This window comes from Photobacterium frigidiphilum (assembly GCF_003025615.1).
Taxonomy (GTDB): Bacteria; Pseudomonadota; Gammaproteobacteria; order Enterobacterales; family Vibrionaceae; genus Photobacterium; species Photobacterium frigidiphilum.
Window position 1 is genome coordinate 224825 of the sequence record NZ_PYMJ01000002.1, and the last position, 14449, is coordinate 239273.

Consider the following 14449-nt stretch of genomic DNA (forward strand, 5'->3'; position numbering starts at 1 on the left):
CAAAAGCCCCAGTAATAACTGAGGCTTATCTTGGTATTAATGTTGATATCGGCGATGTTAAACGACTGGGTCGATATTAACGGTCAACTCTTTGGCGATATCTGCCACTGACGATACCTGTTATTGACGGTAGCTATTATTGACGATAATTGTGCAAGAAGCGCTCTAGTCGACCAATTGCCATTTCTAAATCATCGATACGCGGTAAGGTTACGATACGGAAATGGTCCGGTTTTACCCAATTAAAGCCTGTTCCATGCACGATAAGCACTTTTTCTTGTTGTAAGAAATCCAGTGCCATGCGTTGATCATCAACGATGTTGAATTTTTTCTGATCTAACTTAGGAAATAGATACAGCGCCCCTTTGGGCTTCACACAAGAAACGCCAGGAATTTGAGTGATCAAGTCGTAGGCTTTGTCACGCTGCTCTAATAAACGCCCACCCGGTAAGATAAGCTCATTAATACTCTGATACCCACCAAGCGCCGTTTGAATAGCATGCTGCATGGGTACGTTGGCACATAGACGCATAGACGACAGCATCTCTAACCCTTCGATATACCCCTTAGCTTCATGCTGAGGACCAGATAGCACCATCCAACCTGCGCGGAAACCACACACGCGGTATGACTTAGAAAGGCCATTGAACGTGATACAGAAAACGTCTGGTGCAAGTGGTGCGATAGAGGTGTGTTGAGCACCTTCATATAAAATCTTGTCATAGATTTCATCTGCAAAAATGATCAGCTTATGCTTACGTGCAATCTCAACGACTTCGAGTAAGAAATCACGGCTATAAACAGCACCCGTTGGGTTATTCGGGTTGATTATTACGATGCCGCGAGTATTGGGAGTAATTTTCTTTTTAATATCATCAAGATCTGGATACCAATCTGACTCTTCATCACAAATATAATGTACTGGGTTACCGCCAGACAAAGAAACCGCCGCGGTCCATAATGGATAGTCAGGAGAGGGAACTAAGATTTCATCATTGTTGTCTAGTAAAGCTTGCATCGCCATGACGATCAATTCAGATACACCATTACCGATATAAACATCTTCAACATCAAGATCGAGTAAACCGCGTTTTTGGTAATGCTGAACAATGGCTTTACGTGCAGGATAAATGCCTTTTGAATCACAATACCCTTGAGATGTCGGTAAGTTACGGATCACATCAACCAGAATCTCGTCTGGGGCATCGAAACCAAATGGGGCGGGATTACCAATATTAAGCTTTAAAATTTTATGACCTTCTTCTTCCATGCGCTTGGCATGCTTCAGAACGGGACCACGTATGTCATAGCAGACATTATTAAGCTTGGAGGACATCCCGATGTTATGCATTATTGTTTTCCTGCGAATTATTTTTTTATAGTGCCAAATTACACTATAAAACAGTATAAAAGGAATACCCGACAGGTAAAAATCAGGTTAAACAATATTTTGTACAATATAATTTTGTTTATAGGGGGATGATCAACTGCTTAATGCTTTGTCGTTTAGATAGAAACACCGTTTAAAGCAATAAAGTAAAAACTCCAACCTGTGTGTTTTGATGATTTACCATATTATTTGCTGAAAAATCATCATTTTCGGTCAATATACTGTTGGAATTATCAATTACTGCAGAGCTTAATTCCCTTCGCCTTATCAAATAGCGGTTGCTCTCTATGTTTTTATTCTATTTAAGCAAAATATGACTGCAAAAAAGGCTGTCTGAGAAGGTATACATTTTGTAAGGAGATAACGCCTAATAAGCGTTCGATATTTATATTGAGTGGTTACATCAATAGTCAGCGCGTGATTAGTGGGGTAGAATACCCGTTCATTATGAGGTTATATATTTAACTATCATAAGGGTAGGATTGTGTGCTCAATGATAGGCACATTTTACAATCAGCCAGGGATGACCGTTATGGTGCAATAGAGCTGAGTGAGGTTACCTTGACCGCATTACAAACTGCAGTTGATCTTTTAATTCAGAAAATTCAACAATCTTCAGATACAACCCAACGATTAATGGTATCGCTGGATTTACCAGCCAATACTGATCTAATTGATTGGATGGACTCCCAACCTCTATTTCCCAAATTTTATTGGCAATCTCGAGATTGCCGTGAAGAGGTTGTAGCATTAGGACAAGTCAAAACATTCACCGACCCGATGGTGGCTGAGAAAGTACTTGCTGATGATCAACGTATTTGGGGAGGGCGTTCATTCGATGGACGTACTAACCGCAACCGTCGTTGTCTTTCTTCTTTTTTCTTTTTACCTCAACTTGAAGTTATCCGTATGGATGGTAATTGGCAGCTTGCTGTTAATCTGTCTACTGATAAAGACAAGATGGTAGAAACGTTAAATAAAATTTCATCAACGGCAACCGAAGTAGCCGAGATCGATAGTCATATTATTGGTCGTACACATTCCCCAGATTATTCGGGCTGGTCATCAATGATCGCTCAGGCATTAGAGTCTATTTCGAATAAAGTGTTTGAGAAAGTAGTACTCGCACGTCGTACAACACTGACTTTAGATACACCTGTTGCCCCCGCGCAATTATTAAAGGCGAGCCGTAAAAGTAATAACAATAGTTTTCACTTTATGATGGCGCTTGATGCTAAGCATTGCTTTGTCGGTTCAACGCCCGAGCGATTATTTCATCGCCATGATCGTGACTTAAAAACGGAAGCCTTGGCGGGAACCATTGGACGAGGTTTCGATGCCTCAGAAGATCACCGTTTAGCAAATTGGCTAATGGCTGATAATAAAAATGGCTACGAAAACCGTTTAGTGGTTGATGATATTGTGAATCGCTTAACGCCTTGTTGTGAGTCAATGAACGTGGCGCAAACCCCAGAATTGATTCGTTTACGTAAAGTGCAACATTTAAAGCGTGGCATTGATGCTCAGCTTCATGAGCAAGTCTACAGCGCTGATTTACTTGATAACCTTCAACCTACTGCTGCTATTGCAGGTTTACCACGAGATAAAGCATTAGCATTTATCAGTGAGCATGAACCGTTTGCGCGTGGCTGGTATAGCGGTGCTGTTGGTTTCTTAAGTCGTCAGCGCAGTGAGTTTTGTGTGGCAATTCGCAGTGCGTTAATGATGGGTGATGAAGTTCATTTGTTTGCAGGGGCTGGCATTGTTCCTGGTTCGACAGCAGACAGCGAGTGGAAAGAACTGGATCGTAAAACAGCAACGTTATGCAGTTTATTAGAATCAGATAAGCCTGATAAAAGGTCTAGTGATAGGCCTGAGCTAGAGCGAAAAATAGCATGACGATAGGATCTATGACCTCTCAGGTTAATTATCGTGCAGCATTAAATACGCTTTGGGCGAGTTTAATGTTGGAGGAATTAGTTCGTTTAGGTGTGAAACATATTTGTATAGCCCCTGGTTCTCGTTCAACACCACTAACGTTAGCGGCTGTCGCGAATAATAAGCTTACTATTCATACGCATTTTGATGAACGTGGTTTAGGTTTTCTAGCACTCGGTATTGCGAAAGCTTCACAAGAGCCTGTTGCTGTTGTCGTAACATCAGGTACGGCGGTTGCCAATTTATTGCCAGCAGTGGCAGAAGCCGGCCTTACTGGCGAAAAGTTGGTATTGTTAACGTCAGATAGACCTGTTGATTTGATTCAATGTGGTGCTAATCAGGCTATTGTTCAGCATGGGATTTTTTCACAGCATGTGACTGCTTTTCATGATATTCCTTCACCGACGTTAGATATTTCTCCTGCTTGGTTATTGTCGACCATTGATGAAGCCATGCAACTGCAACAGCGACAAGGTCGCGGGGTGCATTTCAATTGTCATTATCCTGAACCACTGTATGGGGATGATGTTGATTTTTCAGATTATCTTGCCCCAGTTTCTGAGTGGCAATATGATGAATTACCCTATGTATCACACCAGCAAGCTTTAACTCCTCAAATCGTAATAGATAAACAGCAGTGGCAATCATTAACCCATCGTAAAGGGATTGTGATTGTGGGGCGTATTGCGCCAGAAGAGCTGGAGAAAGTCGCCTTACTAGCTGAAAAGCTGGGGTGGCCATTATTGGTCGATCCACAAGCTGGTGGCACTAGTGAGTGGGCTGGCTTTGATGTTTGGCTGCAAAATGCCGATTGTCAGTCATTTCTTCAGCAAGCTGATACGGTTATTCAATTTGGTGCGCGTATTGTTTCTAAGCGTTTATTACAGTTTCTTGCGACGAGTCCTATCGATAATTATTGGTTGATTGATCCCCGTGCGGGCCGTTTAGATTCAACACATCGTCGTAGTTTGCGTATTCAAGCCCATATTAATGAGTGGGCTACATGCGCGTTGTCCCTTACCGAAAACAGTGAGCACGCTGGTTGGGCTATGCCTTTACAAGTCGCCTCTGAGCGGTATTTCGAGATGCTGGGCGAGTATTCAGAACAACTGACCGAGCTATCTTTAGCGGCACATCTAGGTTCATGGTTACCTGATAAAACAGAATTATTTTTGGGTAATAGCTTAATTATTCGTTTATTGGATATGGTGGGTAAATTACCTTCAACGGCGACATTTGCTAATCGTGGTGCATCAGGCATTGATGGTTTGATAGCGACCATTGCTGGCGTTAATAAAGCCAGACAAGCGCCAATGGTAGGATTGTTGGGTGATACATCACTGTTATATGATCTTAATTCATTAGCGTTACTGCGTGATGTATCTCAACCCGTAGTGATCATTGTAACGAATAATGATGGTGGTGGTATTTTCGATTTATTGCCGGTACCAGAGCTTCAACGCGATGAGCTCTATCGCATGCCGCATGGGCTTGAATTTAGCCACGCAGCGGCAATGTTTGGTTTAGCTTACCACTGCCCAGAATCATTGCCTCAAGTCGAAGAACAATGTCTGTACGCACTAACCCAGCCAAAAGCCACAATCATTGAAATTAAAACCCCAGCAGGTGAGGCGGGTGAAATGATCAAAGCATTATTTGGGAAGGTAAAAAATGCGGCTTTACTCTGAAAGTTTTGGTGTATTGAGCAATGGCGTACAACCCACGTTAGTGTTTCTTCATGGTTTACTCGGGTCGGGTCAAGATTGGCGTCATGTGGTGAATACATTATCGTCAGGGCACCTTTGTATTACGATCGACTTACCTGGGCACGGTAAAAGCCAGATGGTGCAAGCCATCGACTTTGCTCACGTTAATCAGCTTATTCTTCAAACCTTGTTACATCGTAATATTGAACAGTACGTGTTGATTGGCTACTCAATGGGTGCACGATTAGCGATGTACCATGCGGCATCCACACATTCTACCGTCTTCCCGCATTCAGGCGAAAAGCCAGCGTGCAAAAAAACACCACAATTAGAGGGTGTTGTTATAGAAGGTGGGCATTTCGGACTGCCACAAATAGAATGTGCGACAAGGTTTTTAAATGATCAAAAGTGGGCGCAGCGTTTTACAGATGAGCCACTTAGCCTCGTTTTACCAGACTGGTATCAACAAGCAGTATTTTCGTCACTGAATCATGACCAAAGACAAAGCTTAGTACTGAAACGCAGTGGTAATCTTGGTTCTGGTGTTGCACGTATGCTGCTGGCTACATCATTAGCGAAGCAACCACAATTACTACAAATAATGGAAGCATTAGTTTTGCCGACCATTTATGTGTGTGGCGAGCGAGATAAAAAATTTAAACGTCTGGTCGAAGACACCCAGTTACAGTATCAGGTGATCGCATCGGCGGGGCATAATGTGCATGTTGAGCAACCTTATGCATTCAGCATGGCAATCAATAATTTTGTAAAACAGATTGGAATTAATCATGGCTAAAACTGTAGTTCTGACAGAAGAATATATTCGTAGCGCGAAATTATATCAATACCAACTGCCTATGGATTCAGGTGTTATTCTTCGCACTCAACGCCTAGCAACACGTGAAGGTTGGATCGTTGAATTACGTGATGGTGATAAAGTCGGTTTCGGTGAGATTGCACCTTTACCTGAGTTTAGTCATGAAACTGTCGAGCAAGCAGGTGAGCAAGCAAAACAGTTACTTGAAAGCTGGATTCAAGGTGAAACCATTGACTTATCACAAGCGCTGCCATCGGTTGCGTTTGGTTTGAGCATGGCAATGTTAGAGCAGGCTTCAGAGTTACCAATGAAAGGTAATTATTTAGTCGCGCCATTATGTTCTGGCGATCCTGATGATTTGATCGTTCGCTTGAACGAAATGCCAGGTGAGAAAGTCGCAAAAATTAAAGTCGGTATGTATGAAGCGGTGCGTGATGGCATCGTGGCAAATATGTTTATTGAAGCGATTCCTGATGTACGTTTGCGTTTAGATGCAAACCGTAAGTGGACGCCTATTAAAGCCCAGCAATTTGCGAAGTATGTGAAGCCTGAACACCGTGCTGGTATTGCGTTCTTAGAAGAGCCCTGCAAGACACCAGAAGACAGCTTAGCGTTTTCTCTAGAGACAGGGATCAAGATCGCATGGGATGAAACCGTGCGTGATGAAGGCTTTGAAGTTAAAGCTGAACCTGGCGTGGTTGCAATTATCATCAAACCAACGTTAGTGGGTTCTGTGCAGCGTTGTATGGACTTAGTTAAGCAAGCGCATGCGATAGGGCTTATGGCTGTTATTAGCTCTAGTATGGAGTCTAGCCTTGGCTTAAACCAGCTAGCGCGCTTTGCTGAATGGCAAACACCAGGTGTTATTCCTGGTTTAGATACAATGCAATTATTTAAGGCGCAACTTGAAACGCCGTGGCCTGATTGTGATTTACCGAAAACTGCATTGTCTGATTTAGAGGTGGTATGGCAGAAGTAACTCAATACTTCGCCACATGGCCTTGGCAACATTGGGCAGAGGAGCGACCGTCAGCGGTCGCTCTTTCTTTTGGTGCACAATGTGTCGACGGTGAATGTATTGGCGAGCAACGATTCAGCTGGGCGGAAATGAGCCATCGCGTTGATGAGTATGCACAAGGTTTAATTGAACAAGGCGTCAAACGCGATCAAATGATTGCGATTGTTGCACCTAATTCGATTCAGGTTATATGGCTTATTTTAGCTACGCTACGCATTGGTGCCCGTTATGTTGGGTTAAATCCGAAAAATACAGAAATCGAGCTAAATGAACAACTAGCTCGATTAAAAAATGATTATATTTGGTACCCAGCACGTACTGTTCATCAATTCACAACCGGTCAACGCCTGCATTTATTGCAGCCAGAACAACCTCGTATTGTGCCTGTTACTTGGCAGCAAACACGAGCTGTAACCCTAACGTTAACATCGGGCTCAACTGGCGTACCTAAAGCGGCTGTTCATACTGCAGAGAATCATCTTGCCAGTGCTGAAGGGTTACTTGAAGTGATGGATTTTGGCAGCGATGACAGTTGGTTGTTATCTTTACCCTTGTTTCATATTTCAGGGCTCGCCATTCTTTGGCGCTGGTTATACCGAGGTGCCAAGCTGGTGGTTACAGAGCCTGCCTGTTTTGAGCATTCACTGACTATGGTGACGCATGCTTCTCTCGTGCCGACGCAGCTTCAGCGTTTATTAGCCTCTAAGCAGGATGAGGGCAGTGGCACTTTAGCCTTAAAACAAGTGTTATTGGGTGGCGCGGCTATTCCAGTTAGCTTAACAGATGCAGCTGAACGTGTTGGTATTAGCTGTTGGTGTGGTTACGGCATGACAGAGATGGGTTCGACCGTTACAGCAAAAAAAGCCGATGCGAGTGGGGGGGTAGGCACGGTTTTAGGCAACCGTCACTTTATGATTAAAGACGGTGAAGTGTATGTTCAAGGTGCTAGCTTATGTCTGGGCTATTATCGTAATAAAATGATATTTCCAGCCTGTGACGGAGAATGGTTTGCCACCCGTGATTTAGGCGAATGGCGAGGCAATGAACTGCACATTTTAGGGCGTGCTGATAACATGTTTATTTCTGGTGGCGAGAATATTCAACCAGAAGACGTCGAAAAAATATTAATGACCCATGTTAGTGTTAGGCAAACCTTTGTATTGCCAGTGGATGATGCAGAATTTGGGCAACGACCAATCGCAATCGTAGATACCGACTCGGTATTATCGAATGATGTTATTGCATCACTAGAAAACCACATGACGGACAACATCGTGAGTTTTAAGCGACCGATTCGTTACCTAGCATTGCCAAAGGAACTAGCAACATCGGGTATTAAAGTGTCGCGTAAGCAGTTAAGTGAGTGGTTAGCGCAGCAGCTTTAAATGATGTGATATAAAAAACAGGGCGATGATCAGTGTTATTGATCATCGCCCTTTTTTGTATTATTTCGCCACCTATGGATTATTGCCACGTAAGGCAACGATTCGTTCACGCAGTTCAGAGCTATGAATATTGTCTGATGGTGAAATTGGTTCTCCTGCGACTACAGTAACCTTTGACCAAAAACGTTTTGGCATCTTCAATAAAGCGCTGCCTCGTTCACGGCTGAAAAGACTGCCCCATAACCCTTGTAAAGCAACGGGAATAACGGGTACAGAAGACCGCTTAATGATGATATCAATGCCACGTAAGAATGGGCCTATTTCACCGTCGTAGGTGAGTTGCCCTTCAGGGAAGATACAAACAATGTCGCCATTTTCTAAATATTGGGTGACTTGCGAAAAGGCTCTATGCACTGAACGACGCTCATTAGGGTCAACAGGAATAACCTTACAAGCTTTACAAAATACCGAGATAAACGGCAGGCTAGAAATGTCTTTATCCATTAGAAAACGAATAGGGCGAGGATAAGCCCCCGCTAATAATAACGCATCCATGTAACTGACATGATTGCAGACAATCAGTGCACCGCCTTGTAGAGGAATATTATCTAAATTCTTATGTTTCACTCGGTACATAGTGTGTGTAACGAGCCACACCAGAAAGCGCCAGAAAAAATCGGGTACTTGTACGTATAGATAAATAACAACAATAAAGTTAGTGATTGATAGAAACAGAAAGAACTGTGGAATACTAAATTCTAATACTGATAAAAAGACAATCGATAGAATGGCACTCGCCACCATGAATAACGCATTCCAAATATTATTTGCAGCAATGATTTGTGCGCGTTCATCTTCTTTTGCTCGGCTTTGCATCATGGCGTAAAGAGGAACAATGAACACCCCACCAGAAACACCCAACAGCATTAATGCGATGAAAATATGGAAAAGCTCAGGCTGAGCAATGAACTCAATAAAACTGTTTGATACTGGTACCATATCTGGCGAAGCAAAGAAAAGAATGGCACTGAATAACGTAATACCAAAACTACCCAAAGGGACAATACCGGGTTCAATTCGGTGGCCAGACAGGCGGTCACATAATAGTGAGCCTGTAGCGATGCCAATTGAAAATAATGCGAGTAAGAAAGAAACAGAAGCCGCGCCACCACCAAGGTGGATTTTAGCAAAATTAGGGAATTGGGTTAGGTAACATGCCCCTAAAAACCAAAACCAACTAATGCCTAACACACATTGAAAAACGGTTTTGTCTTTCTTGGCTATTGCTAATGTATGGCGTGTTTGTGTAATCGGCTGCCATTTAAATTCAAGGTTAGGATTACTCGGCTTCGCTTCAGGTATTTTACGGGACGTGGCATACCCTAAAACAGCAAAAGAGACGACGCTAATGGCTGCAATTAAAGGCGCATCTTGCTGGTTGGCTATCACGCCAGCTAACAAGGTACCGAGTAAAATTGCCAGAAAAGTACCTGTCTCGACTAATGCATTGCCTGAAACGAGTTCTTCTTTTCTTAAATGTTGGGGTAAAAGTGCATATTTGGCTGGACCAAAAAATGCGGACTGGGTTCCCATCAAAAATAAGAGAATCAGCAGCATCATGTAACTTTCGGTGAGAAAGGCGATAGCGGCTAAAGCCATAATAATAATTTCAGCAAACTTTACGATACGCATAATCTGCGCTTTATCGTATTTATCTGCTAATACACCTGCCGAGGCTGAAAAAAGGAAAAAAGGGAGAATAAATAAGCCAGCCGCGAGGTTAATGATCAGATCTGAATCGAGGGGCAATGTACCAGGAGCAGAAAATGCAATAAGAATGAGCAAGATATTCTTATAGACATTATCGTTAAAAGCCCCAAGAGCCTGCGTAAGAAAATAGGGTAGAAACCGCTGCTTAGTTAAAAGGCGCGATTGGGGCTGAACACTCATCAAATACTCCGCTTATACGTGCCAAGCGTTTAAATAGGTGTTTAATAAGTTGTCTATCAGTGCTTTAGCGTCAACCGGAACGGAAGTAAACAATTTGTCATCAACACTTAATAACGTAATACCATGAACACCCGCCCATAAAACGCGGCTTGCTTCTAAGATATCGGCATCTGATTTCTGAGGCGTGATTTGACGGATTAGGGTTTCAAGCATACTTGTCATGCTATTAATTCGTTCAGATTGCCATTCAGGAAGTTCATCGCCATTCATTGTGTGTTGGAAAATCAACTGCCAGCGGTAAGGGTGGGCGGCTGCAAATTCTTGATAGCAATAAGCGAGCTTACGAAGTGCATCTTCAGGTGACGTTGCAGAGTTCATTTGTGCTTCTGCTTCTGCGAATAACTCATCAAGTGTTTGTGCTACAGCATGAAGTAGTAGTAGGTTGTAGTTACCAAATACATTCACTAATGTGCTTGGTACATAGCCGATCATGCCTGCTACTTTTCGTAAACTGAGTTCGTGATGCGGGTGTTCATTTAAAAAAAGTTTCACTTGCTCTAGTGTCATGCTTACCAACTCTTCACGAGTGTGGTCATTTCGTCTTGCCATCGAATAGTACTCTTAATGATTTATTTGTTGTTATTATTATAAATGAATAAAAAGGCAACATAGCCAGCGATCCATGATTAGTTTAATTATAGAACGACGTTCGATATTCTAGTTGCTCACTTACGATATGGTCAAGTAATTAGCCAATTCTGAGTGCGAATAAAAGCCTATATGTGATAACACTCTCACTTAGAGTGTTACCATAAATATAGCCCAACAAAAAAACATGATTTTATTGAATGCTTATGCGTTACGTTCTGAATTTTTGACTGAAATCTGATCGTTCAACGTCCAGAAATCGACAAGAATACCGATTAAAAAGAAACCAAAAGTGCACAAGTATAGAATGCCAGTAAGCCATTTTCCCATATACATTCGATGAAGACCAAATACACCTAAAAACGTTAATAGCAACCATCCGACGGTATAATCAATGTTGCCTGCTTGGAAGCGAAAATCTGCTTCGCGATCCATCGACGGTATTAGAAATAAATCAATTAACCAGCCAATCCCGAATAACCCCAATGTTAAGAACCAAATTGTGCCAGTAACAGGCTTGCCATAGTAAAATCGGTGAGCACCAGTGAAGCCGAAAATCCATAATAAATAGCCAATTAACTTACTATGTGTATCTTGCATAAATATTCCCGTTGTTGTTCTTATTTAGAGTGGTTACGCCACATGATCATATACTTGTTATATTCATTTTTTGACAAAATTTATAGAGGAAAGTGCAATAAAAAACTGTTTTGAAACAACATACTACTCTTTTATCTCTATTTATGATTTGCCACTGTCAGATCGTACAGATAAAAGTGAGTCTCAAGTTTTTTTGTTAATGTGTTTCGATCAAGTTATTAATTTATCCGCTTTTTATCTTTAATAAGTATGTATTAAAAAGTCTATAATTCAACCGTTTGAGCGTATTTTTACATTATCATCATCATTAGTAACAATTTGCACATGAGGATTGATTGACTTTTTAAGGTATACAGATAGGATGCAACCAGAACATGGCAAAGGTAATAATAATATGAAACGCTTCTTTACTCTGTTTGCTTTGATCGTGGCGGTGTCGTTTTCGGCTCCTCATGCAGAAGCAAAGAAATTTGGTGGTGGCAAATCGTTTGGTAAAAGCTTTAAAACAGCGCCAGCGAAACAGCAACAGCCACAACAAACGAATACAATTAATAAACAAAATCCAACGGCTGCACAATCAGGTAAGAAAGGTCTGATGGGTGGTTTGATGGGCGGGTTATTGGCTGGTGGTCTACTTGCTGCATTCTTTGGTGGTGCGTTTGACGGCATTCAATTCATGGATATTCTTATCTTTGGTCTGATTGCATTTGTCATCTTCAAGTTATTCAAAACAATGCGTGGCGCTAAAGGGACACCAACGGGTCATCGTGAAGCGTATGCAGGGAACTCCCCGCAACAGCAGCACAATACTCAGCAGCGTCAACAAGCGCCTGAAATGAATACAGCTCCTCAGCAATCTGGTTATGCATCAACAGATAGCGATGTGCCGTTTAATTTGCCACCTAATTTCAATATGAATGCGTTCTTGAGCGGTGCTCGTGATCACTATCGTATTTTGCAAGGTGCATGGAACCACAACGAACTTGATAAAATTCGTGAATACGTTTCACCTGCTTTATTAGCTGATTTAACGGCAGAGCGCGCAAAACTTGAAGGTGAGCAACATACAGAAGTGATGTATGTTGATACTGAAATGGTACGCGCTGATTTTGATGCGAATTTAGCACAGCTAAGTATTCAATTCTCAGGTCGTTACAAAGATCGTAATGAAGAGCATGAAGCTGACATTACCGATGTTTGGCATTTAGAGCGTGATTTACGTACGCCTAATGCACCTTGGTTGATTGTTGGTATTCAAGCTTAAGCATTGAATCAGCGACGTAACTGTATAAGTAGAAGCCGCTTTAATCGAGCGGCTTTTTTGTGCCTGTAACTTGCGAGTACCGAATTTTTATCATCTTTGTTTAAAGAGTTTTTTTTGGGAATATGCAAAACAGTAAAATGCATTGAAGCACTATTTTTTCGTACCACGTGTGTATGATGAACAGATAGTCATCAGGTTTAAAAAAGTAGAGTCAGTAACTTTGAGTAGATGATTGAATTCATAGTTATGCGCATTGCGCACTTGTTATAAACAGGAGTGGTGGCATAGTGAGCTACAGGATAATGAATACGATGGGTATAAATATCCAAATATTTGAACTAGGTCGCGATATCTGCTTTAAAGGTTTCCAGAGATTGATCTCTACACCTACTTTTATTCATATCAGGCGCTATTATTAAGCAAGTTGGTATTTAAACAAAACAGACCAAGTCTCGATTGGTAGTAAAATTATATAGAGGTGACTATGCCATATACTGCAGAACTTGTTGATGAAATGAACCTTCTTGTTAGGTTTCCAATGCACAGTGATTTGGAAGGAATCAAGGTCCGCGGTGATGCTGCGCCTGAAATGGTAGCAGCAGCAAAACGTTTGTTTACTAAAGGTTTAGTAACGCAAGAAGATGGTGGTTATTTAACATTCTCTGGCCATCAAGCCGTAGAGCATGCTAAATCAACTATTCGTATTTTAACGGGTACCGTAGCCGTTTAATACATTTGAAAAATTAGAGCAAAACTTGTCATTAAGTTATGTTTTCTAATTCCGTAATAATAGCTAAAGCTTGCTCGTTTGATGTACCACATATATCAGGGCAAGCTTTAAAATTATGGCACACCGCTGGCCGTTCTGGCTGACCAAAAATTTTGCAAAGATTCTTCTCGTTTAGCTGAATGCAGCGAACACCTGCTGGCTTACCATTTGGCATGCCGGGAATAGCAGAAGAGATACTTGGTGCAATACAACAAGCACCACAACTTAAGCGACATTCCATCTCATATCCTATACTTCACGAAGATATATCGTTGGGTTTTATAACCAATCACGACATTTACAAAAGGTTGCGCAAGTTACCACTCATCGTTCTCAGGGTCAAAATTTCATGCTTTTTAATGGTGTAAATAATAATGCCTCTTATTACCGCTATTCTTCAGGCTTAATCCGTAGTATTCGCTTGCACTTTAATCATTAGACAGCTATAAAACCGCCTCCTTAGCTATATAGGCTAGGGTTAGGTAATGAATAGGTTGGGTAGTATGGTACGTTTTTGGGAAGATAAAGAATTAGCAATAATGACAGATCAAGAGTGGGAATCTCTCTGTGATGGTTGTGGTAAGTGCTGTTTGCATAAATTAATTGATGATGCGACAGATGATATTTATTTTACCAATGTTGCGTGTAGCTTACTGGATAACAACACTTGTTCTTGTAAAGACTACCAGAACCGTTTTGAATCTGGTGAAGAGTGTTTAAAGCTAACACGTGAACGTATCGACGAGTTTGTTTGGCTGCCAGAAACGTGTGCATACCGTTTGCTTGCTGAAGGCAAACCGTTACCTGAGTGGCATCCTTTAATTACAGGCTCTAAAAAGGCGATGCACAAAGCGGGAGAGTCGGTGAAAGATCAAGTTGTCTATGAAATTGATGTCATTGATTGGGAAGATCACATTACCAATCACCCTAACCGTTAATAGCATTATTGAATTCTAATAAAACC

Annotated in this window: 13 protein-coding genes; 8 read left to right on the forward strand and 5 right to left on the reverse strand. The window is 41.7% G+C overall.

All coding sequences use genetic code 11. The features are described 5' to 3' along the window. Window positions 1–136 precede the first annotated feature (136 nt). Complete coding sequence (locus C9J12_RS03180) at window positions 137–1351, reverse strand: pyridoxal phosphate-dependent aminotransferase (protein ID WP_107241379.1); 1215 nt, start codon at window positions 1349–1351, stop codon at window positions 137–139. A 600-nt stretch (window positions 1352–1951) separates the two neighbouring features. Between C9J12_RS03180 and C9J12_RS03185 the strand changes: the two genes are divergently transcribed. The 5 genes from C9J12_RS03185 to menE are packed head-to-tail and all read left to right on the forward strand — an operon-like array spanning window position 1952 to window position 8254. Then, window positions 1952–3289: an isochorismate synthase gene (locus C9J12_RS03185; RefSeq protein ID WP_170111711.1), complete on the forward strand. Its 1338-nt coding sequence runs from the start codon at window positions 1952–1954 to the stop codon at window positions 3287–3289. Beyond that, window positions 3286–5016 carry a 2-succinyl-5-enolpyruvyl-6-hydroxy-3-cyclohexene-1-carboxylic-acid synthase gene (gene menD, locus C9J12_RS03190; RefSeq protein WP_107241381.1) on the forward strand — a complete coding sequence of 577 codons (1731 nt, stop codon included), beginning with the start codon at window positions 3286–3288 and terminating at the stop codon, window positions 5014–5016. Before C9J12_RS03185 ends, menD begins: the two co-directional genes overlap by 4 nt. Further along, a complete protein-coding gene (gene menH / locus C9J12_RS03195; protein WP_107241382.1) occupies window positions 5000–5830 on the forward strand; it encodes a 2-succinyl-6-hydroxy-2,4-cyclohexadiene-1-carboxylate synthase in 831 nt (276 codons plus the stop codon). Before menD ends, menH begins: the two co-directional genes overlap by 17 nt. A 25-nt stretch (window positions 5831–5855) precedes the next feature. Continuing rightward, window positions 5856–6830 (forward strand): o-succinylbenzoate synthase, encoded by a 975-nt coding sequence (gene menC, locus C9J12_RS03200; RefSeq protein ID WP_107241475.1) that lies wholly within the window; start codon window positions 5856–5858, stop codon window positions 6828–6830. Then, complete coding sequence (menE, locus tag C9J12_RS03205) at window positions 6818–8254, forward strand: o-succinylbenzoate--CoA ligase (protein ID WP_107241383.1); 1437 nt, start codon at window positions 6818–6820, stop codon at window positions 8252–8254. Before menC ends, menE begins: the two co-directional genes overlap by 13 nt. Before the next feature lie 72 nt (window positions 8255–8326). Here menE and C9J12_RS03210 read toward each other — a convergent pair whose 3' ends face one another. The 3 genes from C9J12_RS03210 to C9J12_RS03220 all read right to left on the reverse strand — a co-directional run bounded on the left by C9J12_RS03210 (window position 8327) and on the right by C9J12_RS03220 (window position 11452). Then, window positions 8327–10204, reverse strand: coding sequence for an MFS transporter (locus C9J12_RS03210; protein ID WP_107241384.1), 1878 nt, complete (start codon window positions 10202–10204; stop codon window positions 8327–8329). Window positions 10205–10216: 12 nt separating this feature from the next. Beyond that, on the reverse strand, window positions 10217–10813 hold the full coding sequence (locus C9J12_RS03215; RefSeq protein ID WP_107241385.1) for a TetR/AcrR family transcriptional regulator: 597 nt from the start codon (window positions 10811–10813) through the stop codon (window positions 10217–10219). Window positions 10814–11056: 243 nt separating this feature from the next. Next, window positions 11057–11452: an NINE protein gene (locus C9J12_RS03220; RefSeq protein ID WP_107241386.1), complete on the reverse strand. Its 396-nt coding sequence runs from the start codon at window positions 11450–11452 to the stop codon at window positions 11057–11059. 394 nt (window positions 11453–11846) lie between these two features. Between C9J12_RS03220 and C9J12_RS03225 the strand changes: the two genes are divergently transcribed. Together C9J12_RS03225 and C9J12_RS03230 are read left to right on the forward strand one after the other, a co-directional pair. After that, the gene (locus tag C9J12_RS03225) at window positions 11847–12716 is read left to right on the forward strand and encodes a Tim44 domain-containing protein (protein ID WP_107241476.1); all 870 of its coding nucleotides are present in this window, start codon (window positions 11847–11849) and stop codon (window positions 12714–12716) included. 484 nt (window positions 12717–13200) lie between these two features. After that, on the forward strand, window positions 13201–13446 hold the full coding sequence (locus C9J12_RS03230) for a TIGR02647 family protein (protein WP_011219274.1): 246 nt from the start codon (window positions 13201–13203) through the stop codon (window positions 13444–13446). Between the two features lie 31 nt (window positions 13447–13477). Here C9J12_RS03230 and C9J12_RS03235 read toward each other — a convergent pair whose 3' ends face one another. Next, the gene (locus tag C9J12_RS03235; protein WP_107241387.1) at window positions 13478–13726 is read right to left on the reverse strand and encodes a YkgJ family cysteine cluster protein; all 249 of its coding nucleotides are present in this window, start codon (window positions 13724–13726) and stop codon (window positions 13478–13480) included. Window positions 13727–13988: 262 nt separating this feature from the next. On the opposite strand from C9J12_RS03235, the gene C9J12_RS03240 reads away from it, so the two are divergent. Then, window positions 13989–14423 carry a YcgN family cysteine cluster protein gene (locus C9J12_RS03240; protein ID WP_006233007.1) on the forward strand — a complete coding sequence of 145 codons (435 nt, stop codon included), beginning with the start codon at window positions 13989–13991 and terminating at the stop codon, window positions 14421–14423. Window positions 14424–14449: the final 26 nt, after the last annotated feature.